The sequence below is a fragment of the Phaeobacter sp. JH20_37 genome, from assembly GCF_048056015.1.
Taxonomy (GTDB): Bacteria; Pseudomonadota; Alphaproteobacteria; order Rhodobacterales; family Rhodobacteraceae; genus Phaeobacter; species Phaeobacter bryozoorum.
Map to the genome: position 1 here is coordinate 1 of NZ_JAYMWW010000014.1, position 21917 is coordinate 21917.

Sequence of the window (21917 nt, forward strand, 5' to 3'; positions counted from 1 at the left end):
CAATCCAGAATTGCGAGTTCGATCCAAGAACTGTGCATGCAGCTTGATCCTTGATTCGAAAGCTGTACGGCAGGGTGCTCCGTACAGTCAACGCGCCCTAGATATCTGCTGTCAGCCTCATGAGCACCACCAAAACAGTTGCTTAGGTTGTGAAAACTGTGCTTGTCTGGTTCTTGTTGGGCGGGATGGAGCGCTTTCGATGGTTGAGGCTGGAATGAGGGGCAGATGTTTCTTAGGTCCTTGAAAAGAAATGCTAAATTACTTCTAGCCTCATGTGTTTGTTTGATTGGCTGTGCGCCGCTTGACTATTCCTCCATTTCTAAGAATGGGCGCTTTGAAGGCCGACTTTTCGTGATGTGGATTGGAGAGGGGTCTCCGTATTTGGGCGACGGGAATTTTGTTTTTGTTCCCAATCCGAATGATCCTCTTCGTTTTACACGCTACGACGCGGCTGGTAATCAGGTTGGTGAGACAATACGCCCGGAACTGATGTACACGGATGGCGGATCAATCCCTAAGCTAGCCTCTGCCTTTAGGGGCTTTTCCCCATGGGGCTACGCTCCGGCATATATGATCCACGATTGGCTCTTCATTGCTCACCACTGTTTGGTCGATGGGGTCCCAACTGAGGAAGAAGCGAAGATGAGCGACCTTACGTTTAGGGACTCGGCCGTAATCATAGCGGAATCCATCAAGGCTTTGCAGGTTTCCGGGCAGGTAAGCAGGAATGACATAGCTGCGTCTACAATCTCATCAACAGTTGCTGGACCAATCTCAAGTGCGCTTTGGAACAGAAATGGAGCTTGTGAAGGTCATCGTGTGTCTGAGGAGCACAGGATTGCAGCGCTCGCGGCATTTCCGGACGGCATTCGAGCTGATGCGGGGGACGTCGGTCTTGATCCAGACTTGCCCATTCCCGACGGCGGTTTGATCATTGGGCCAAAAGCTACAGTGATAGGCGAGTTTGGGTTCTAGCGAGGCGAAGTTTTGGTAGGTGCATCCATCAAATCTCGGCGAGCATTGATCGGTTTGGTCAGTTATCTGACCTTGGCCGCCTTTGTTCACGCCCTCCATGCTGAAGACAGCACTGAGGGATATTGCAGTCCAATTATTAACGGAGTTGCTAGCGGAGCAAACGTAACTATTGAATGCAACCTTACGCGAGAGGAAGCTATCAGCGCTAGCTCTGAGAGCTTCGAAGAGGCTTATTGGGCTTTGAGCCGACTTACTGGCCAGCAATTCAACTACCTACTGCCACTCCTGCATGCCTTCTCCCAAGATCCATCTCAAGAAAAGTGGGATGCAGTTCAAGCGGAAGTGAGTGAAATCGCCAATCTAGTTACGCACGCGCGGGAAGCTTTGTTCGTTTTTGAATCGACCCTCACGATTGATCGGAAAAATGACTTTCAAAGAATTCACGGTCTACTTTCGAGCAGACGCATTGCGCTTTTATACATTTTTGAAAACGAGTCTGCAGAATTCGAAGTTTCCGGCCTTCCAGAAGGCCTCGAAGCGATCGATGAATGGATTTCGTCGTACCAGAAACTCATGATAGACTTAGAACAAGAGATGTCGAAGGTCGTTGAAGCGATAAAGACGATTAGCAGTTGATCGGCGGTGGTCATGCACGGAGTCTGCCCTTGATGGCTTGATTTAAGCGCTGATGGGTGCATAGTTGAAGTAAATTTTCATTTTGCCGGGCTCGCCTGCTGAGGAACTCAGTTAGGTGAGACAATTTATGGGTTTTGATGGGAGACGTTATGATGAAATCTAGATTGCTTTTTACTGCTTTGATGCTGCAAGGTGCGATAGCATCCTCCACACACGCACATAGTACTTCGGAAAACGAAGTTGGCATATTTGGCCCCCCGGAGATTTTGGAGGATGAACAGCAGCTTATTGATGAAGGGCTCGGTGCAGAACAATCGGTGGTGGATCAGTTCAAAGTTTGGGAGGCTGGACAGACGTTGAAGGTTTGCTTCTATTCGGGGCAAGAAGCAGCGAAGCAGTTTTTTGTTGATACAGCAAATGTTTGGGACGAAATCACGTCTATCTCGTTCGACTTTGGTACAGCACCTTCCTTTTACGGATGTAGCGCTTCTGGAGACTATCACATCCGAGTGGCTCTGGCACCCGGGGGCGGGAACTGGTCGTACGTTGGGACTGACTCCGCCAAGGTTTCTCAAGCAAAACCCTCATTGCGTATTTCGATGGCGGAGCCATTCAGCTTGATTAGTCGGCGTTCAGTGGGTGGCACAATCCTCCATGAACTCGGGCACGCTCTTGGATTGAAACATGAGCACCAGAGCCCAGAGGCAAACTGTGAGGACGAAATTGACTGGGACAAACTGTACGCAGAGCTCGCAAAGCCGCCAAACAAATGGGACAAAGACAAGGTTGATCACAACCTTCGCCCACTTGTAGCTTCGCAGCGCTTGCGGACCAGTGAGTATGATGCAAAGTCCATAATGCACTATGCCCTCCCTGCAAGCTGGTTCAAACAAGGCAGCGCTGCTAGTTGCTACATCAAAAAGAATACCAGCCTCTCCGACTTGGACGTTGCCGCAGCGGAGGAAACGTATCCCAGTCTCCCGCAAAAACAGGATGACTACCTAAATAGGCTACACTCATCGTTGGCTGTTAGACTTGAAGAAGAGGATGCGCCCGATGAAACGCTTGCGACTCTAAGTAACTTAATCAACGCGGCGACCGCCTTTGTCCCTGACCGTGAAGTAGATGCTGATTTGCAAGGTAAGGTTACGATTATCGGTTCTCAAAGAACTTCTGGCGATTGCTCACCAATAATCAATGATGCTGGTGATGTAACAATCACCTGCAATTGATATGCGGCCATCTCATCTATTGTGGGCTTTCACCTTCACTTTTTGCGGCGTGGAGGCGTCTTCTGCAGAAGAAGTTATTACAAGTGGCCGATGCAGCCCTATAGTTATCGACGCGGGCAACGTACGCATTGATTGTGGTGGAGTACCTGAGGAAGTACTCGCACCACTCATTGAAGAAATCACTGCCCGAAGTCTTGCGCTTGATGAAGCCAACGAACGTGCGGAGAAATGGGCCGAAAGATATTTCGAAGTCGTAGATGAATACTCAAAAATTGCAGCATTTATGACCGTTGAAGAGAGGGAAAAAGCGTCTTCGCTAATTGCGAGCGGTGACATCGCCGGTGCAGAAAGTGATCTCGCAGCTTTACAGATGCAGATAGACGGCATTCGAGCGAATGCTAGAGCCGAAATGGTCCAAACGATGCAACAGATTGCTGAGCTCGGTCTAAACCCCGGTGGGGTTGTCGTTGATCGATTAAAATGGGAGGCTGGAAGTCAATTAAAAGTCTGCTTTTTTGATGGTAGCCGGGAATCACAGAAGAAGGTTGCTGATATCGCGAACAATTGGTCGTTGTATGGGAATATTTCTTTCGATTTTGGATACTCGCTTGAGGGCTTCCCCCGCGTCTGCCACCCTAATGAGAGAAATGAAATCCGAGTGTCTCTCCGTCCAAATCCCCCACGTAATACTACTTTCATCGGAAGGTCCGCACTTAGCAAAGGCCAAGATGAACCAACAATGTGGCTATACAATCATCAAGAAGGAACTGTTCTTCATGAGTTTGGTCACGCTCTTGGTCTGAGTCACGTGTTTTTCCATCCTGAGTCTTGCGTTCAGGATATCGATTTTGCTGCTGCGGTTGAGTATTTCGGGAGTAGATTTGGTTGGTCAGAGACGCACGTAAGAGTTAATTTGCGAACATTACCGGGAGACGCAGAGGGATATTCGATGTTAGGCTTTGATCCTACATCCATCATGCAGTTTAAGTTGCCTGACGAGATCTTCGCCTCGCCAGAGGACAACTGTACTAAGAACGTGGACTCACTTTCACTACAGGACAAATTGGCTATTTTCCGGATGTACCCAATTTAATTGTAAGTGTACGAGCGAAAGTCTTTTCACATAAGAATTTGCGGTAGTTTGCAGGCGGTTGATAATTACGTTGGACTACCAGTCGCAAGGTTGAAGCCAATGTTGAGGATTGGATTTGCAGCTATCAATATTTTCCAACATGCCTTGAGCATAAGAATTTCCTAACACTGCTGCTCTAGCATAGAGCGTGCGAGCCTTCCTAACATCCTTTGGTAGACACTCGCCGTAGAGATGATGTCTAGCAAGGTCGCTTATAGCATCCGGGTATTCAACCGCTGCAGCCCGTTGATAGTAGTCGACTACTTTGTTGCAATCGATAGGTACAACCAGTTCGTGGTCCAATATCCAAGCGACACCTCGATATCCTCTTGGATCATCTCTGTCTGCCAGTTCTTGCCAGATGTCGAGAGCTTCCTTCCCCTTAATTTTATCCCCTTGGTTCCACGCGTCGATCCAGAGCTCTTGCGCGCGACGGTGCATTGCAGTCGCGTTTCCCATCTGAAAGCATTGTTCTAACTCATCCGACCAATTTGTAGTCTCGCAATCCAAGACGCGTGTGTGTTCTTCAAGCGTTTTTCCCAAACGAAAGCCATCGGGCGCGCGGCAACCACGGTAAGTCAAAAACTCGGTAGAAAATGCCCTCATAACAAAGCCAAAGTGTTCGAACACATGAGCTGGTAGATAGTTATTTGTTGCTTGAAAAGAAATGTAGCTCTCACAAGCCAAGGCCTGCTCACTCATGTTCTCATAACTGAAACCTTCGTAAAGATAGGCTTCCGAGTATACAGGATTAACATCTATTGCCCGTTTGAAAGCTTCTAGCGCCTTTGGATAGTCCTTTTGCCACCAGAAGACCTTTCCCATCTCAAAATGCGCTTCGGCAAAGTACGGGTAATTCTCAATTGCCAGTCCCAGGTTTAGGAGCGCTCGCTCGTTCTGTTGTTGAATGAAAGTGACATCACCACCGACTCCAATCGCCTCAACATGTCGGAGCGCTGTTCTAAAATGCGAGATCGCTTTGCCGTATGCGGCGTGCAATTCTGCGAGTTTTATTTGAGCCGCTTCTTCGAAACGACCCCCGGGGTATCGGAGCAAGTAGTTTTCGAAATCGATCATTTTTGTAGACGAAGAAATCGCATCCCAGTACGCTTGTTCTGCAGTTAAGCCACATTTGAGATCAACTGAACCTTCAATATCTATGAAGATTGGAGAGCAATCCCCGGATGTATACAAGGATTGGATCTCTGGGGAGTTCGCGTTTGCCGGCAGGTATGGAACAGCGGAAAAAGCAACTGCGGCAAGAAATCCCTTCACAACAGAATAAGTCAAATTGTCCCCCTTGGCTTCGGGCACGAAGTTAAGATCAGAATAGACTATTGTTGACCATGCAGCAAAGGGTCTCTCTTTTTAAATTGCTCAAGTGCTCTGTTAAGTTGTTTATGTCGTCGATCGGCAAGAGCTGCAGGGTCTCTCAGTTTCGATGGTTTTTGAGAGGTATGCAGGCCTGTCTGGAAAACGAAAGAAATTTATCGGCAGGTGCTCTCGGAACTGTCTCTTGAAAACCTTGTCTCTCGCTTGGCCTGCGTTTTCGGGCGGTTGAGAAGCACCCCAGGACCGGATACTCGCTGCAGGCTGACTAAGAAGGTACTAGCTTGGCTCTGACTCGGCATTCGCCGCTGAGCCAACGGAGGTCCGGTGTTGGCAATGATTTCCAGTTGAACTCGGATCGGCTGATGGAGGATCGGACCGAAGCCATAGCAATTTAGCGCGGTTGGGGATGCTGCATGTGCGGATCGTGTGCACAGGATGTCTCGGCTCTCACCTTTGTCGTCGTGAGGGTTGAAAGAGCACGGTTGGCCCTGTTGCACGATGTGGTGGCCACTTCTACGCCGCAAGCCGCGGGACCATGCTCTCGACCAACCGCAGAAATCGTGAGTTGCGAGCCCCCGCAACCAACGATACTTGCGATGCCTCCGCCGGTCCTGCCGCGGAGGTTTTTGCTTTTCCCCCACCCGGGCGCCGGGATCGTCTGCTGCGCCCTCCCGCAACCAAATATACCAGATAAAATAAACAACATGGCGCCCCAAGGGGCGCTTCTGGCGTTCGTAGCACTGGATGTGTGGAAACACAGATTTGGCCCGAGAAATATGGACAGTTGAGCTAGGTGGATTTCCCGCTCCTGATCCGGCAGCGTGCCGGGACGAAGGAGCGACGATGGCCAGACGACCCAGACGGAACCACAGCCCTGCATTCAAGGCGAAAGTCGCATTGGCAGCTTTGAAGGGCGACAAAGCGATGAGCGAATTGGCGACGCAGTTTGACGTTCATCCGAACGAGGTCGAGCAATGGAAAGACCAGCCCCTAGGCCGCGTGACAGACGTTTTTTGACGACAAGCCGAAGGCGTCGAAGGAGCCCGAGATCGATGTCAAATCGTTGCACGCGAAGATAGGCCAGTTGACGCTGGAAAACGTTTTTTTGGGCGAAGTGCTCGCCAAGGCCGGTCTGTTGAGAACGCTTGCGGGGTCTCACGGCAGACGCAATGCTCCAGCCCTTGTCGCTCCCAGTCCTGCCAGCCGACAACCACCATCCCTTTCGTCCTTCCTCATGTGAGCTGTCTTGAAATCGTAGGCTGCATCTCTTTGACCATAAAGGACGAGGGACTGTGAACCGTTCTGGTGATGTGGCTTTTGTGGGCGGGCGGTTTCTGTTAACGTTGGTTTAACAACAATACCGCCAGAGACAGGCAGTCGAGCATATGCAAACAGGCTTTCGAGGCACCTACGTCATTTCGTGGGGGCAGACCGAAGTGGATGGTCTGCCGGGGGCGCCGGTGTCGGCATTGGCCGCCGGGGCAAGCTGGCGCTGGCGCGGGGCGCCGCTGCGGGTCGACGGGCCTGGCAATCTCCTGGAACTGGAACCTGGCGATGCGGAGCGGGATCTGCGGCGCAATGCGGCGCGGTCCGTGCGCCGGTTGGTCGGGCTGGCGATCGAACCCGGACCGCAGGGGCGGGACCGCCCGGCTGCCCGGCCGGAGGAGGACCGCCCGGAGACGGTGCTGCGGGATCGTTATTTCGTGGTGACCGACGGGCGGCGCAATTACACGGTGACGCTGATTGATGTCGGGCCCGTGCAGCGGCCGCTGTTGATGTTTGTCGATTCTCAACCTCCGAACGACAGGGACCTGTGGGTCGTCGATGTGCGGATGGACACAGGCGACCGACGCGATGTGCGGTCGCATACCGGCGTGATCTGTTTTACCCCCGGAACCATGCTGCGCACCCCTGCGGGGGCGGTACCGGTTGAACAGCTGCGGGAAGGCGACTGGATCCAGACCCGCGACAGCGGCGCCCAGCAGATCCAGTGGATTGGCGCGCGGCGGATGACCGGCGCACGGCTGTTCGTCGCGCCCGAGCTGCGCCCGGTGCGGATCAAGGGAGGGGCGCTTGGCATCGAGCGGCCCGATGCGGATCTGCTGGTCTCGCCGAGCCATCGCATGCTGCTGCGAGGGCCGCATGTGCAAAGCCTGTTCAACACGCCCGAGGTGCTGGTTGCGGCGCGCGATCTGATCAATGGTCGCGAGATTGCGGTCGATACGCAGCTGCGCGAGGTCACCTATATTCATGTCTTGTTGGCGGAGCATCAGGTGCTGTGGGCCAATGGGGTCGAGACGGAGAGCTTTCACCCCGCCCAGGCGGCGCTGAGCGCGCTGCGCGATGAGGATCGCACCCGGCTGTTGCAGCAGCTGCCGGATCTGGAAGTCGATGCGATGCGCTATGGCGAATTCGCGCGCCGCAATCTCAGCCAGCCGGAGGCGGCAATCCTGCGACATGCAGCAGCCTGACCGCCTGTCGGCCGCGCGCTGAGACCGTGCGACTGCGCCGCTCGCGGAGCCGTTTTTCCCTCTGCCTTTGGCAAGGCGCGATAGGGGCGGAAAAGCTGGTTGACTCTCTCTCGCCCTCGTCTATACACGCGGCTTCATTGGTGTTGGCGGCTCCCGCAAGGGAATGCCTGTCATGCCCGAAGAGCGCAAGGATCACCCGGTCCTTCGCGACACGGAGCAAGAGGACAACGCCCTTCGATGCAGCCCTTTGGGGTGCGACCAAAACTGAAGGAGATCAGCCGTGACCAAACGCACGTCTGCCAAGTACAAAATTGACCGCCGTATGGGCGAGAACATCTGGGGCCGTCCGAAGTCCCCGGTGAACCGTCGTGAATACGGCCCCGGCCAGCACGGCCAGCGCCGCAAGGGCAAGCTGTCGGATTTCGGTATCCAGCTGCGCGCCAAGCAGAAGCTCAAGGGCTACTACGGCGACCTGACCGAGAAGCAGTTCCGTCGCATCTACGCCGAAGCTGAGCGTGTTAAAGGCGACACAGGTGAAAACCTCATTGGTCTGCTGGAGCGCCGCCTGGACGCGGTTGTGTACCGTGCCAAATTCGTTGCAACCGTTTTTGCGGCCCGTCAGTTCGTGAACCACGGTCACGTTCTGGTCAACGGCAAGCGCGTGAACATCCCCTCCTACCGCGTGAAGGAAGGCGATGTGATCGAGGTTCGCGAGAAGTCCAAGCAAATGACCGCACTGCTGGAAGCTGTTCAGCTGGCAGAGCGTGACGTTCCTGACTACGTCGAAGCCGACCACTCCAAGATGACCGCCACTTTCGTGCGCGCACCGGGCCTGTCCGACGTGCCGTACCCGGTTGTGATGGAACCGAACCTGGTCGTCGAATTCTACGCCAAGAACTAAGTCCTGTCCGAACCGGACACGACAGAAAGGGGCTGCCATCTGGCGGCCCCTTTTTCATTTGCCACCGCAGCGGAAGGTCACTGGTGATCGCCTGGGATGACAGGCGCCACCCGCCGCTGCCGCCATTTGCGATTGCCAGCTGCCCCTTTGCGGACCTATCCTTTTTGCAGACGCCCGCTCAGAGGCGATGAACAGGAAGGTAGACGATGAAAATGACCCGTATTCTGGGGATGGCTGCAATGGCAGCTGTCACCGCAACACTCACAGCAACACTCTCATGGGCGGCGCCCCTGCGTCTGACCCCGGCCAACCCGCAACCGACGGGGCTGAAGCCGGGTCTGACGGTGCGCTATGCCTATCCCGACGACGTCAAGACGCTGCGCGCCGCTGCCAAGGCGCTGGAGGCCGGAGCTGAGGTCGGACCGCCGCTCAAGGGGCTTGACTATCGCGACACCAGCATCGGGCAGAATGCCCTCACCTCCAAACGCTCGGAGCATGTCGCGGCTGACATCCGTGGCTATGTGCGTTTTGATGCGCCGGGCATCTATACGATTGATTTCCTCACCAATGATGGCATCCGGGCGACGATCGGCGGCAAGGTGGTCGGCAAATTTGATGGTCGGCAGACCTGTCAGGAGACCTTTGCCCAGCAGGTGGAGGTGCCGCAAGCCGGCTGGTATCCGATCCATGTGCTGTATTTTCAGCGGCTGAATACCTCCTGCCTGCATATGCGCATGGGGCCGCAGGGCAGCCGTGTCACCTGGATGCCGAACAAGGCTTTTGGCCGCTGACAGGACTGCGGATTGGCGGTGACCGGTTGCGGGCGCCTGCGGCTATAGCGGCAGCGGGCGTCCTTCGGCGATGGCTTCCATGGCGAAATACGACGTGACGCTGTCCAGCTCGACACCTTCGATCAGGCGCTGGTAGACCTTGTCGTAACTGGCCATATCCTCGGTCACGACCTTCAGCTGGTAATCGTAATCGCCGCCGATGCGGTGGAAATCGACCACCTCGGGGATGGTCAGCACATGGCGGCGAAAGGTCTGCAACCATTCCGCCGAATGGTGACGTGTGCGCAGCATCACAAAGACCACCAGATCCAGCCCCAGCTGCTTGCGGTCCAGACGGGCGGTGGTGCCCTGCATCAGGCCGCTTTCGCTCAGGGTTTTCAGGCGTCGCCAGCAGGCGTTCTGCGACAGGCCGACCTGCTCTGCCAGATCGCGCTGCGAGAGGCTGGCGTCACGCTGCAGGGCGCGCAGCAGGGCCAGGTCGATGTTATCCAGCTTATGGGTCATGGCACCATCATGGCGGCGGGCATGGCGGAGTTCAATCACTCAGTGCAGCCAACGGACAAGACCGGGACATTGCAATCCGGCAAGAGGCGTCTTGCCGCTTTCCCATTGCTGCCAAGGCGGTTATTACGAGGCGGCATCAAGGAGCATCTACCATGACCCACATCGCGCCGCAGCCTGGCATATTGGACATCGCCCTTTATGAGGGCGGGGCTGCCCATGTGAAAGGGGTGAGCAATGTGACCAAGCTCTCCTCCAATGAAAACCCATTGGGGCCAAGCCCGAAAGCCATTGAGGCAATGCAGGCGGCGGTCTCTCAGATGCACCGGTATCCGAGTTCCGATCACAGCGCCCTGCGTCAGGCGATTGGCGAGGTCTACGGCCTGCCGGCGGAGCAGATCATCTGCGGGGCGGGCAGTGACGAGATTATCACCTTTCTCTGTCAGGCCTATGCGGGGCCGGGGGATGAGGTTCTGTTCACCGAGCATGGCTTTGCCATGTATCGCATCAGCGCCCTGGCGGCCGGGGCGACCCCGGTCGAGGTGGCGGAACGCGAACGCGTCACCGATGTCGATGCGCTGCTGGCCGGATGCAGCGAGCGCACGCGGCTGGTGTTCATCGCCAATCCCAACAATCCCACCGGCACGATGATCGGCACCGCTGATCTGGCCCGGCTCGCCGATGGTCTGCCACGGGGAGCACTGCTGGTGCTGGATGGCGCCTATGCGGAATATGTCGAAGATTATGACGCCGGGGCCGAGCTGGTGGCCAGCCGCGACAATGTGGTGATGACGCGCACCTTCTCCAAGATCTACGGGCTGGGTGGCGCTCGGGTCGGCTGGGGCTATGCGCCGAAAGTCATCATTGACGTGCTGAACCGGGTGCGCGGTCCGTTCAATCTGTCGTCCACCGCGCTTGCCGGGGCGGAGGCAGCGGTGCGGGATGCGGAGTATACCGAACATTGCCGTCAGGAAAACGCCAAGTGGCGCGGCTGGCTGGCCGAGGCGCTGGCGGAGTTGGGTGTGCCCTCAGACACCTCCTGTGCGAATTTCATTCTGGCGCGCTTTGCCAGCCCGGAAGAAGCGGGCGCCTGCGATGCCTTCCTTCAGTCGCGCGGGCTGATCGTGCGCCGGGTGAGCGGATACAAGCTGCCCGCAGCGCTGCGGATCACCGTGGGCGATGAGACCGCATGCAAGCAACTGGTTGCGGCTGTGAAGGCGTTCAAGGATGGCGCGGCATGAGCGCGCCGATCTACAACCGCATCGCGCTGATTGGTCTTGGCCTGATCGCCTCCTCCATGGCACATGCCATTCGCCGTGGCGGGCTGGCAGGCGAGATCACCGGCTATGCCCGCAGCGCACAGACCCGCGAGACCGCGCGCCGTATCAACTTGTGTGATCGTGTCTGCGAGACGGCTGCGGAGGCGGCGCAGGACGCTGATCTGGTCGTGCTCTGTGTGCCTGTGGGGGCGATGGATGCTGTGATGGCGGACATTGCGCCGGTGCTGAAACCCGGTGCCACGGTTTCCGACGTGGGGTCGGTCAAACGCCATGTGATCGACGCGGTGTTGCCGCATATCCCCGACGGGGTGCATTTCGTGCCGGCCCACCCATTGGCGGGCACCGAACATTCCGGGCCCGAGGCCGGGTTTGCCGAGCTTTATGACAACCGCTGGTGTCTGCTGGTGCCGGTTGAGGGCTGCGAGCGCGCCCCGGTGGACCGGTTGCGCCGGCTCTGGGAGGGGATGGGCTCCAACGTCGATGAGATGGACGCGGATCACCATGATCTGGTTCTGGCGGTGACCTCGCATGCGCCGCATCTGATTGCCTATACGATGGTCGGCGTGGCTGATGACCTGCGCCGGGTGACCGACAGCGAGGTGATCAAATACTCGGCTGCGGGATTTCGTGACTTCACCCGGATTGCCGCCTCCGATCCGACCATGTGGCGGGATGTATTCCTGACCAACAAGGATGCGACGCTGGAAATTCTGGGACGTTTCACCGAGGAGCTGTTTGCCCTGCAACGGGCCATCCGCACCGGGGATGGGGAGCATCTGCACCAGTATTTCACCCGCACCCGGGCCATCCGCCGGGGCATTATCGAGGCCGGGCAGGATACGGCGGCGCCGAACTTCGGCCGCGAGACCAAGTCATGAGGCGCGGCTGGCGGTCGGGGGCGCAGGCGGTTGCGACGGTAGCCGGGCTGATCGTCATGATCGCCGTCAGCGCCGGGGCCACTGCGGCCAATGCGCCTGACCGCTCGCTGCGGCCCAATGCGCGCCCGGATCCGGCGGCTGTCGCCGCTTTGACGCCGACGCCCGCCGCTGCTGCGGTCACCGTTTCATCGGATCTGCGCCCGCAAGGGCGACCGCCGTCTGAACAGGCCGTCGCCATGGCTGCGCTGCGCCTGCCGATGATGCCGACCGGTCCAGAGGCCTCTCTGCGTCCACATCTGCGGCCCGGCGATCTGGCGGAGAAAATCCTGTTCGGCAAACGCAAACGCCGCAAGACCTCGGTCTGCGGTGATATCGACATTCAGGGAGCAGAGGTGGGTGCCGTACCAGGGCGTCTGAACGGCTGCGGCGCAAAGAACGCGGTGCGGGTGCGCTCGGTTGCCGGGGTGACGCTCAGCCAGCAGTCGGTGATGACCTGCGACACCGCCCGCGCGCTCAAGAAATGGGTGGAGCGGGATGTGGTCAAGGCCTTTGGCCGGCGTGACAAGGTGGTGGCCCTAAGGGTGGCGGCGCATTATTCCTGCCGCACCCGGAACAACCGGCCGGGCGCAAAGATCTCAGAACATGGTCGGGCCAAGGCGATTGATATCTCGGGCTTCGTTCTGGAGAGCGGCAAGGTGATCACGGTGCTGAAAGGCTGGACCGCGCGCGCCACGCGCAAGGGGCTGCGGAAGATGTGGAAAGGTGCCTGTGGCCCGTTTGGCACCGTGCTGGGGCCGCTTTCGGACCGGTACCATCTGGATCATTTCCATCTGGACGTCGCCCGCCATCGCGGTGGTCCTTATTGCCGCTAGCGCAGGATCAGACGGGGCGCTGGACCGATCGGCAGCGGACCGAGCGTGACATAGCCGGAGCGCAAAGTCAGCGGCAGATCAAGGTCGCGATGGTTGCCGCCAAGCCCGGCAAAGACCCGCAAAACCCGCTCAATCCCGGAGCGCGCAGTCGGGTGCAGGCTGCCTGAGGCTTCGGCCATTTGCAGGATGTCCTGCCAGTTTTCAACCTGAAGCGCGAGATCGCCCTCTGGCAGGCCGGTCTCATCCAGACGCAGTTCGCCCGTCGCCTTGATGCGCATCGGGCCCCAGCGGGCCTCGGCCAGATGCAGCGATATCTGGCGCGGCTGCGGGCGGCGCAGCTCAATCGCGCTGCGGTTCCAGCTGGTGTCGAAGCCCACATTCATGTCGAGCGTGACCGTCTCCAGCCGCTCGGGAAGCCCCTCGGTCGCCGCCAGCCGCTGGCGCAACAGCGGGTGAGGGGACACACCCTGCGCATCGGCGTGGATCTGGTAGTGGTTCTGCGCATCGGTCCGCGTCATCTCCAGCAGGACCGCCTGACCGCTCAGCTCGGGTTTGCCATTGCTCTGTATCGTCCAGTTTCTGGCCATCATGTGCAGCTGTTCCAGGTCCAGCGCGGATCCCGGTGCCAGTTGCAGCTCGGCCCGCAGCCCCTCGGCGTGCAGGATCGCGGTGCTGTCGAAATAGGAGAACCGTTGTGGTGTCGGCGGCAGCAGAAGCGTCACGGTGCCGGGCCAGAGTGCAAGGCTGCGGATGTCGAGCCAATCGGCACGCCATGCGGTGCCGGTGCCCGGATCGGCGAGGGCCGGGGTGGTGATCCGGTGATGGTGATAGAGTGGATAGCCCGAGGTGCGCAGCGTGGCATAATCGGCCTGCCAACCCTGCCGCTGCTGCTCGGCAAACCAGCCATCCAGCCCCTGACGCAGGCCCCAGGCGGCAACCGCCCAGTAGAGGCTCCAGACGGAGATCGAAATGAGCAGCATTTTTGTCCAACGGATCATCATTCGGCCTCTTTTCTGGACGTGGGATTTGATGTTTATAGACCGCGATCAAAAAAGGGCCAGCGTCATGACCATGTGGGTATTTGGATACGGATCTTTGTTGTGGAATCCGGGTTTTCCGGTGGCCCGCCGCGAAGTTGCGACCCTGCCGGGCTATGCGCGGTCCTTCTGCATGAAGTCGATCCATCATCGCGGCAGCGAGGAGAAACCCGGTCTTGTGCTGGCGCTGGATGCCATCGAAGGGGCGGCCTGTACCGGAATCGCGCTGGCGGTCGAGGCTGGCCACGAAGAGCAGACCTTGCTGGAACTGCGGGCGCGGGAGCTGATTTCCTCGGCCTATGTGGAGAAGGATCTGACGGTGCAGCTGGCCAGCGGCGGGGAAGTTACCGCCGTGACCTATGTGATTGATCCCGATCATATCCAATATTGCGGCGGCATTAGCCTCGAAACTCAGGCGCAGATCATTGCCGAAGCGGTTGGGGGACGTGGCCCCAATACCGAATATCTGTTCAATACGGCCGAGCATCTGGCGGAGATCGGGCTGCGCGACGCTGATTTGGATTGGCTTGCGGCGCGTGTGCGGGATCTTGCGTCATAAAGCCTTGGCTCTTTTGAGGATTTGCCTATAGGCTCCGGTTCTGCAAGAGCACCAAAAAAAAGTGTCAGGAGCCACAGCTATGGCGCAGCCAGACCGCGAAAGCAGACCGCAGTTTTCCCAACCGGTACGCCAGATTATCATGATGCTGATCGCTCTCGGGCTGTCAGGGTTCGGGGCCTTTGTGGCGCTGCCGCGCGTTTTGCCGGTGTTTGAAGCCAACCCCTGGCTCAACGGGTTTATCGGTCTGGTGTTTGTTTTCGGCGTGATGGCCTGTTTCTGGCAGGTGCTGCAACTGATCGGGTCGGTACGCTGGATCGAGGCTTTCGCTGCCGGGGTCGCCAGAGAGGATGTTCGCCCGCCGTCGATGCTGGCACCGCTGGCGTCACTGTTGCGGTCGCGGGGCGCGCGGATGCAGCTTGGCTCATCATCGACCCGCTCTATCCTCGATTCCGTTGCGACCCGGATCGACGAAGAGCGTGAAATTACACGCTATATCGTTAACCTACTGATTTTCCTTGGCCTTCTGGGGACGTTCTATGGTCTTGCGACCACGGTGCCAGCGGTGGTCGATACCATCCGCAGCCTCGCCCCGCAGGAAGGCGAGGAAGGGATCGCAGTGTTCAACCGGCTGATGACCGGGCTTGAGGCGCAGCTGGGCGGCATGGGCGTTGCCTTTGCCTCGTCTTTGCTGGGGTTGGCGGGATCGCTGATCGTCGGGCTGCTTGAGCTGTTCGCAGGCCATGGTCAGAACCGGTTCTACCGTGAGCTTGAAGAATGGCTGTCGTCTTTTACCCGCGTCAGCTTTTCCTCAGGCGAGGAGACAGGCGGCGGTGAAAACACGGCACTTGCAGGTGTGCTGGACAGCATGACCGAGCAGATGGACGCGTTGCAGTCGATGTTTGTGCAAACCTCCGAAGCCCGCGCCGGGGTGGATCAGAAACTGTCCGAGCTGGTGGATGCGATTACAGATATGAACCGGCGGCAGGACCAAACCGAAGGCACGGCCCGGGCGCTGGAGCGGGTCGCAGTGGGGCAGGAGGCCCTGACCGAACTGATGCGCGCCCATGGCGACGTCGGGTTGGATGCCGAAAGCCGGATGCGGCTGCGCTCTATCGACGTCCAGATGCTGCGCATCCTCGAAGAAATCTCCGCCGGCCGTCAGGAGAGCCTGGCGGAGCTGCGCAAGGATATCGACCTCCTGGTCAAGGCCTTTGCCCGACCGCGTGGATTGGGTCGCACCGCACGCGGCTCCGAGGACTAAGCGATGGCCCTGTCACGTCGCACCGGACAACGTTTTCAGGCCTCGATCTGGCCGGGGTTCGTGGATGCGATGACGGGTCTGTTGCTGGTCCTGATGTTTCTTCTGACCATCTTCATGGTGGTTCAATTTGTGCTGCGCGAGACGATTTCGGGGCAGGAAAGTCAGCTGGATGAACTGGCCGCGGAAGTCGGGGCGCTGGCGGATGCGCTTGGGCTGGAGGAGCGGGCCAACAGCCAGTTGCAGGCCCGTCTTGGCGCCTTGTCGGCGACGCTCGGCACCACGCAGGGCGCGCTTGAGGCTGCCGAGGCGGAGCTGTCGGCGGCGCGCGGAGAGATCAGCGATTTTGAGGCGCAGGTTGCGCAGCTGTTGCTTCGCCAGGAGGAGGCCAATGCCACGATCAGTGATCTGACCGCACAGCGCGCGGCGTTGCAGGCCTCGCAGTCTGAACTGGAAGGCGAGCGTGACGCGCTCTCGCAGGCGCTGGCTGCCAGCCGCAGTGAAATCGACGCCCAGACGGAGGCGGCCCGGCTGGCTGCGGCCAAACGCGAGGCGCTGGAGGCACTGGTTGCCGATCTGGAGACTACGGCGGCGGATGCCACGGCAGCGGCGCAGCAGCTGGAAACGGAGCTCACCTCTGCCGAGGCAGCGCGCCTTGCGGAGGCGGCTGCCGCCGAGGCGCTGCGCAACCGGCTGCAAGATGCGGATGCCGAACTGACCGCCATGACCCTCGCGCTTGAGGCGCAGCGGCAGGCCGCCGAGGATACGCTGACATTGCTTGCCGCTGCTGAAACGGCCAAGGACCAGCTGGATGCGCGGCTGGCCGAGGTTCTGGACGCGCTCGACAGCGCACAGGCAGCGAGCGCGGACCGGGATGTTCTGGCCGAGCGGCTGACCCGTGTCTTGGCGCAGCTCGATGCCACACAGACACGCGCCGATAGCGAGGTCGCGGCATTGCAGGAAGAGCTGGACCGGCTGCGGCAGAGCCGTGACACCGCGCAATCGGATCTTGAAACCACCACGGCGGCGCAGGCCGAATTGGAACAGCGCCTGCTGGAGGCGCTGGGCAAATTGGAACAGGCCAATGCAGCTGCTGCGGACCGGGATCTGTTGCAGCAGCGATTGCTGGCGGCCCTGAGCGACGGCAAGGATCAGGCCGCCGAAAGCGCCGAGCTGGCGAGCCTTGCAGAGCAGCGTGCCGCCCTGCTGGCACAGGCCCGCGAGAGCCTGAACGCCGAGCAGGCCATATCCGAGGAGGCGCGGCGTCAGACCGCACTGCTGAACCAGCAGGTCGCCGCCCTGCGCGAACAGCTTGGCGGTTTGCAGGCTCTGCTGGACGATTACAAAGCCCGTGATGCAGCACAGTCGGTGCAGATGCAGAACCTTGGTCAGGATCTGAACGCTGCCCTGGCCCGGGCCGCCGCCGAGGAACGCCGACGTCGGCTGCTGGAGGAGAGTGAGCGCAAGCGACTGGAGGCTGAGGCAGAGCAGCTCAGCTCCAAGGCGCAGGATCTTGAGCAGTATCGTTCAGAGTTCTTTGGCAGGCTGCGCGATGTGCTGGGTAATCAGGAAGGGGTACGGATCGAAGGCGACCGTTTTGTCTTTGCCTCGGAAGTGCTGTTTGCCCCCGGAAGCGCCGATCTGTCGCTGGAAGGGCGGGCTGAAATCGCCAAGGTCGCAGGGATCCTGCAGACCGTGGCAGCGGCCATTCCGCCGGAAATCAACTGGATCATCCGGGTTGATGGGCACACCGATGACACCCCGCTGGGGGTGCACCCGAAATTTGCCGATAACTGGGAGCTGAGCCAGGGCCGCGCGCTGTCGGTGGTGCGCTACATGGTGCAGGCGCTGGGCATCCCGCCCGAGCGCCTGTCTGCCAATGGATTTGGTGAATATCAGCCGGTGAACCCAGCCCCGACTGCGGCCGCACGGGCGCAGAACCGCCGGATCGAGCTGAAATTCACCGAGCGCTGAGGTGCCATTGCCGGTGCTACCGGCGCGTGATCTGCGCTGCTGCCTGGGTGCGCAGTTTGCGGCGGGCTGCCAGTCGCGAAATCAGTGCTTTGGCTTCGGCGGTGGGCTCCTGTTCGATACGCCTGTAGTCACTGCCATCGCGTTGCCGGGTCAGCAATCCACAGGAAATCATGGTGCGCCGCAGGGTTGCGGGATCCCTGAAGCGATGTTCGCCGATCAGCAGCGCATTCACCTGCGCCTCCTGCAACGCCCTGTCGGCCGGAAAGACCGACCAGAGCCCAAACAGCGCAAGCGTCTGCACGGCGCGTTTTGACGGCCAGCGCAGCAGCCGTCCGTCGTCATCGAAATGGCCCAGCGTGCGCTCGATCAGCCGATGATCAGCCGCCGGCGCCATTGTGGTTTTCGCGAGCCGTCGGGCCGCTGCCTGTATGGCGCGCTGGTGTTGCAGGTTCTGAAAACCGGCGGCGCGGGCGAGCATGTTCATCAGTGTCAGATGCGAGGGGCTGGCCTCGCCCAGTTGCCGGGACAAGGCGCGGGAGAAATGGGACAGGTCATCCACCTGTAGGGGAAGCGGTTTTCGGGTCATATTGCATCCAATCGGCGCCTGTGCGGGTCGTTGGTCGCTGTCCTGACGACGCGGCGCCATCTGCAATGGAAACCGTTCGGTGATATGGCAGGTTTAGCTCTCCCATGCGGGAGCAGCGACGCCTCGGTGTCTGCCGACCGTGGCAGCAGATTAGCCGCTGAGAGCGGCAAGGCCAAGAGGGCTTGGCCCCGCCGTGTCGGTGAAGCCCTATTTCACCGTCATTTCCTGGCGCTGATCATCTACGACCTGGCCGTCGCGCAGCAGTGTCGCGGTTGCGATGTAGCGGCCGGGTTGCAGCCCCGATCCACGGATCCGTTTGCCCGCGGCGCGGTACAGCTGCGCTTGGGTTTTTTCCAGCGGTTCGGTCTGCTCCAGCAGGGCGCCCTGCGGCCCGTCGATACGCAGCACCAGATGGTCACCGCTGCGGGCGCCGAAGGCATAGGCCCAGAACACGATTGCGCCGCTGCCGGATGCCAGCGGCGACTGATCGGCGATCCCGGCCTTGATCGCGGCAAATTTCGGAACATGGTCGGCAAAGCCGCTGCCCAGAAAGCCGCCGGCCTGATAGGTGATCTCCTCGGCCCAGAGCGGCGCGCCGATGTCGGCACCGCAGCCCTGCTCCATCCGGGGGCCAAAGGGGTCTATGGTGATACCATCCTTGCGCACGGAAAGATGCAGATGGGGAAACTGGGTGTTGCCGGAGAGGCCGATTTCCCCAAGCGGTGTGCCGGCCGTGACCCTGTCGCCGGAGCTGACCTGGATGGACCCACGTTTCATGTGGCAATACTGAGTTTCCCAGCCGCCGCCGTGGCGCAGCAGAACCCCGTTTCCACATTCCCGCCCCTCGATCGCGGGGTCGTCCGGCCCGCTGGAATAGCGGTCCTCCATCCCGTCGCGGCTGCCGACCACGGTGCCATCCGCCGCGGCAAAGACAGTGACGCCGGCCTCCATGTCGCTGAGATAGGGCAGGGCGATATCCGTACCCTTGTGGCCGTCATAGGTGAGGGGATTGCAGGTGAAATCCTGTGTCGCCGGTCCGATGGCGCGATCGACATATTGCTGGATCTGGCAGCTGTCGCCGAGGGTACAATCGACCGGCCAGTCCAGAACGAGATCGCTCGCCGCGACGGGCGCGGCGAGCGAGGAGAGAAATGCCAGGGGCAGAAGACGCATTGGCTGTTACTCGGCCGTAAGCAGCGGCGGCCTGTCCCCCGAGATGCGAGGCTTGGCCGGGCCTTCGATCCTGAGATCCAGTTTGCCATCCTTAATGCCGACCTTGACCAGGCCCCCCTTGGAGAGTTTGCCAAACAGCAGCTCTTCCGCCAGCGGTTTCTTGATGTGCTCCTGAATGACACGGCCCAGAGGACGCGCGCCCATGCGGTCGTCGTAGCCTTTGTCAGCCAGCCATTCTGCCGCCTTGCGGGTGAGTTCGATCGAGACATTGCGGTCCATCAGCTGGGCTTCCAGTTGCAGGACAAATTTCTCGACCACCTGCAGGATGACGTCCTTGGGCAGCGGTGCAAAGGAGATCACCGCGTCCAGACGGTTGCGGAACTCCGGGGTGAACGTGCGTTCGATGGCGGCTGTATCCTCGCCTTCGCGGCGGTCACGACCAAAGCCGATGGCGGCCTTTGCCTGCTCGGATGCGCCGGCATTCGAGGTCATGATCAGCACGACATTGCGGAAGTTCACGGTGCGGCCGTTGTGATCGGTCAGCTGGCCATTATCCATGACCTGCAACAGGATGTTGAACACATCCGGGTGCGCCTTTTCGATCTCATCCAGCAGCAGCACGCAGTGGGGATGCTGGTCAACACCATCGGTCAACAGCCCGCCCTGATCAAAACCGACATAGCCCGGAGGCGCGCCGATCAGGCGGGAAACCGCGTGTTTCTCCATGTATTCGGACATGTCAAACCGCAGAAGCTCCACACCCAGCGTATCGGCGAGCTGTTTGGCGACCTCTGTCTTGCCGACGCCGGTTGGGCCTGCAAAGAGATAGTTGCCGATGGGTTTTTCCGGTTCGCGCAGACCGGCACGGGCCAGTTTGATGGCGCTGGACAGCGCCTCGATCGCGTTGTCCTGACCAAAGACCACCCGTTTCAGCGAGCGCTCCAGATCCTTCAGCACCTCGGCGTCGTCCTTGGAGACGTTTTTGGGCGGGATGCGGGCGATCTTGGCGACAACCGCTTCGATCTCCTTCACACCGATGGTTTTGCGGCGTTTGCTTTCGACCACCAGATGCTGTGCGGCACCGGCCTCGTCGATGACGTCAATCGCCTTGTCCGGCAGTTTGCGATCATTGATGTAGCGGGCGGAGAGCTCCACCGCAGATTTGATCGCATCGCTGGTAAAGCGGATGCCGTGATGGTCCTCGAAATAGGGTTTCAGCCCTTTCAGGATCTCGATAGAATCCTCGACCGACGGTTCATTCACATCAATTTTCTGGAACCGGCGGGACAGCGCGCGGTCCTTCTCGAAATGCTGGCGGAACTCCTTGTAGGTGGTGGAGCCCATGGTGCGCAGCTTGCCGCCCTGAAGCGCGGGTTTCAGCAGGTTGGACGCGTCCATGGCCCCGCCGGAGGTGGCGCCTGCGCCGATCACCGTGTGGATTTCGTCAATGAACAGAACTGCATCGGGGTGATCTTCCAGCTCGGTAACGACGGCTTTCAGACGTTCCTCGAAATCGCCGCGGTAGCGGGTGCCCGCCAGCAGCGCGCCCATATCCAGCGAGTAGATGGTGGTTTCCGACAGAACCTCGGGCGTCTCACCGGCGACAATCTTGCGCGCCAGGCCTTCGGCGATGGCGGTCTTGCCAACGCCGGGATCGCCAACCAGAAGCGGGTTGTTCTTGCGGCGGCGGCACAGAACCTGGATGCAGCGCTCAACCTCGTGGCTGCGCCCGATCAGCGGGTCAATGTCGCCCTCGCGCGATTTTTCATTGAGATCGACGCAGTATTTCGCCAGCGCGCTCTCTTTCTTGTCGCCCTCGGTGGTGGGCTGGGGCTCTTCCTCGACTTCGGGGGAGCCGGTGACGGGCCGGGACTCACCAAAGGCCGGATCCTTGGCCACGCCATGGGCGATGAAATTCACCGCGTCATAGCGGGTCATGTCCTGATCCTGCAGGAAGTAGGCCGCGTCGCTCTCGCGCTCGGCGAAGATGGCGACCAGCACATTGGCGCCCGTCACCTCGGTCCGGCCGGAGCTTTGAACATGGATGGCGGCGCGCTGGATCACGCGCTGGAAGGCCGCGGTCGGTACCGCTTCGGAGCCGTCGATGTCGGTGACCAGATTGGCTAGATCCTCATCGACAAATTCGACAAGGGTTGCACGCAATTCGGTGAGGTCGACACTGCAGGCGCGCATGACGCGGGCCGCGTCCGGCTCATCCAGCAGGGCCAGAAGCAGATGCTCCAGGGTTGCGAATTCGTGACGCCGTTCGTTTGCCAGCGCAAGCGCGGCGTGAATGGCCTGTTCCAAAGTGCTCGAGAATGAAGGCACG

The 21917-nt window shown here is 59.5% G+C and carries 18 protein-coding genes and 1 pseudogene; 13 read left to right on the forward strand and 6 right to left on the reverse strand.

All coding sequences use genetic code 11. The features are described from left to right. Nucleotides 1-987 precede the first annotated feature (987 nt). The 3 genes from VWZ87_RS11315 (at nucleotide 988) to VWZ87_RS11325 (ending at nucleotide 3936) form a co-directional block, all read left to right on the forward strand. Entirely contained in the window at nucleotides 988-1611 is a 624-nt protein-coding gene (locus VWZ87_RS11315) for a hypothetical protein (RefSeq protein WP_416536978.1), read from the forward strand. A gap of 149 nt (nucleotides 1612-1760) precedes the next feature. After that, nucleotides 1761-2843 (forward strand): M12 family metallopeptidase, encoded by a 1083-nt coding sequence (locus tag VWZ87_RS11320; RefSeq protein WP_416547659.1) that lies wholly within the window; start codon nucleotides 1761-1763, stop codon nucleotides 2841-2843. 1 nt (nucleotide 2844) lies between these two features. Beyond that, the gene (locus tag VWZ87_RS11325; protein ID WP_416534977.1) at nucleotides 2845-3936 is read left to right on the forward strand and encodes a hypothetical protein; all 1092 of its coding nucleotides are present in this window, start codon (nucleotides 2845-2847) and stop codon (nucleotides 3934-3936) included. Nucleotides 3937-4011: 75 nt separating this feature from the next. On the opposite strand, the gene VWZ87_RS11330 is transcribed toward VWZ87_RS11325, so the two are convergent. Further along, the gene (locus tag VWZ87_RS11330) at nucleotides 4012-5265 is read right to left on the reverse strand and encodes a hypothetical protein (protein WP_416534978.1); all 1254 of its coding nucleotides are present in this window, start codon (nucleotides 5263-5265) and stop codon (nucleotides 4012-4014) included. Nucleotides 5266-6150: 885 nt separating this feature from the next. Between VWZ87_RS11330 and VWZ87_RS11335 the strand changes: the two are divergent. From VWZ87_RS11335 to VWZ87_RS11350, 4 genes and pseudogenes are all read left to right on the forward strand, one after another. Then, nucleotides 6151-6250, forward strand: a pseudogene (locus VWZ87_RS11335) (hypothetical protein); the annotation flags it as partial. A 442-nt stretch (nucleotides 6251-6692) separates the two neighbouring features. Further along, entirely contained in the window at nucleotides 6693-7778 is a 1086-nt protein-coding gene (locus tag VWZ87_RS11340) for a Hint domain-containing protein (protein ID WP_416534979.1), read from the forward strand. Between the two features lie 280 nt (nucleotides 7779-8058). After that, the gene (gene rpsD / locus VWZ87_RS11345; protein WP_072505221.1) at nucleotides 8059-8679 is read left to right on the forward strand and encodes a 30S ribosomal protein S4; all 621 of its coding nucleotides are present in this window, start codon (nucleotides 8059-8061) and stop codon (nucleotides 8677-8679) included. 206 nt (nucleotides 8680-8885) lie between these two features. Next, nucleotides 8886-9470, forward strand: coding sequence for a PA14 domain-containing protein (locus VWZ87_RS11350; RefSeq protein ID WP_416534980.1), 585 nt, complete (start codon nucleotides 8886-8888; stop codon nucleotides 9468-9470). A gap of 42 nt (nucleotides 9471-9512) precedes the next feature. On the opposite strand, the gene VWZ87_RS11355 is transcribed toward VWZ87_RS11350, so the two are convergent. Then, nucleotides 9513-9974 carry an Lrp/AsnC family transcriptional regulator gene (locus tag VWZ87_RS11355; protein WP_340546268.1) on the reverse strand — a complete coding sequence of 154 codons (462 nt, stop codon included), beginning with the start codon at nucleotides 9972-9974 and terminating at the stop codon, nucleotides 9513-9515. 152 nt (nucleotides 9975-10126) lie between these two features. On the opposite strand from VWZ87_RS11355, the gene hisC reads away from it, so the two are divergent. From hisC to VWZ87_RS11370, 3 genes are read left to right on the forward strand one after another with little or no spacing between them, the layout of a single operon-like run. Then, nucleotides 10127-11212 (forward strand): histidinol-phosphate transaminase, encoded by a 1086-nt coding sequence (gene hisC / locus VWZ87_RS11360; RefSeq protein ID WP_416534981.1) that lies wholly within the window; start codon nucleotides 10127-10129, stop codon nucleotides 11210-11212. Next, the gene (locus tag VWZ87_RS11365) at nucleotides 11209-12129 is read left to right on the forward strand and encodes a prephenate/arogenate dehydrogenase family protein (RefSeq protein WP_416534982.1); all 921 of its coding nucleotides are present in this window, start codon (nucleotides 11209-11211) and stop codon (nucleotides 12127-12129) included. Before hisC ends, VWZ87_RS11365 begins: the two co-directional genes overlap by 4 nt. After that, nucleotides 12126-13001, forward strand: a complete 876-nt coding sequence (locus tag VWZ87_RS11370; RefSeq protein WP_416534983.1) for an extensin family protein — start codon at nucleotides 12126-12128, stop codon at nucleotides 12999-13001. Before VWZ87_RS11365 ends, VWZ87_RS11370 begins: the two co-directional genes overlap by 4 nt. Here the strand turns inward: VWZ87_RS11370 and VWZ87_RS11375 are convergent. Beyond that, a complete protein-coding gene (locus tag VWZ87_RS11375) occupies nucleotides 12998-14002 on the reverse strand; it encodes a DUF2125 domain-containing protein (protein WP_416541669.1) in 1005 nt (334 codons plus the stop codon). The genes VWZ87_RS11370 and VWZ87_RS11375 overlap by 4 nt on opposite strands. A 64-nt stretch (nucleotides 14003-14066) precedes the next feature. On the opposite strand from VWZ87_RS11375, the gene VWZ87_RS11380 reads away from it, so the two are divergent. The 3 genes from VWZ87_RS11380 to VWZ87_RS11390 all read left to right on the forward strand — a co-directional run bounded on the left by VWZ87_RS11380 (nucleotide 14067) and on the right by VWZ87_RS11390 (nucleotide 17829). Next, complete coding sequence (locus tag VWZ87_RS11380; protein ID WP_340546263.1) at nucleotides 14067-14597, forward strand: gamma-glutamylcyclotransferase; 531 nt, start codon at nucleotides 14067-14069, stop codon at nucleotides 14595-14597. A 79-nt stretch (nucleotides 14598-14676) separates the two neighbouring features. Then, nucleotides 14677-15858 carry a biopolymer transporter ExbB gene (locus tag VWZ87_RS11385; RefSeq protein ID WP_340546262.1) on the forward strand — a complete coding sequence of 394 codons (1182 nt, stop codon included), beginning with the start codon at nucleotides 14677-14679 and terminating at the stop codon, nucleotides 15856-15858. A gap of 3 nt (nucleotides 15859-15861) precedes the next feature. Continuing rightward, nucleotides 15862-17829, forward strand: a complete 1968-nt coding sequence (locus tag VWZ87_RS11390) for a peptidoglycan -binding protein (RefSeq protein ID WP_340546261.1) — start codon at nucleotides 15862-15864, stop codon at nucleotides 17827-17829. A 16-nt stretch (nucleotides 17830-17845) separates the two neighbouring features. Here VWZ87_RS11390 and VWZ87_RS11395 read toward each other — a convergent pair whose 3' ends face one another. The 3 genes from VWZ87_RS11395 to clpA form a co-directional block, all read right to left on the reverse strand. Beyond that, nucleotides 17846-18415 carry a DUF2087 domain-containing protein gene (locus VWZ87_RS11395; RefSeq protein WP_416534985.1) on the reverse strand — a complete coding sequence of 190 codons (570 nt, stop codon included), beginning with the start codon at nucleotides 18413-18415 and terminating at the stop codon, nucleotides 17846-17848. A 207-nt stretch (nucleotides 18416-18622) separates the two neighbouring features. Then, nucleotides 18623-19588, reverse strand: coding sequence for a M23 family metallopeptidase (locus VWZ87_RS11400; RefSeq protein WP_416534986.1), 966 nt, complete (start codon nucleotides 19586-19588; stop codon nucleotides 18623-18625). Between the two features lie 6 nt (nucleotides 19589-19594). Continuing rightward, nucleotides 19595-21916 (reverse strand): ATP-dependent Clp protease ATP-binding subunit ClpA, encoded by a 2322-nt coding sequence (clpA, locus tag VWZ87_RS11405; protein WP_340546258.1) that lies wholly within the window; start codon nucleotides 21914-21916, stop codon nucleotides 19595-19597. Between the last annotated feature and the right edge of the window lies 1 nt (nucleotide 21917).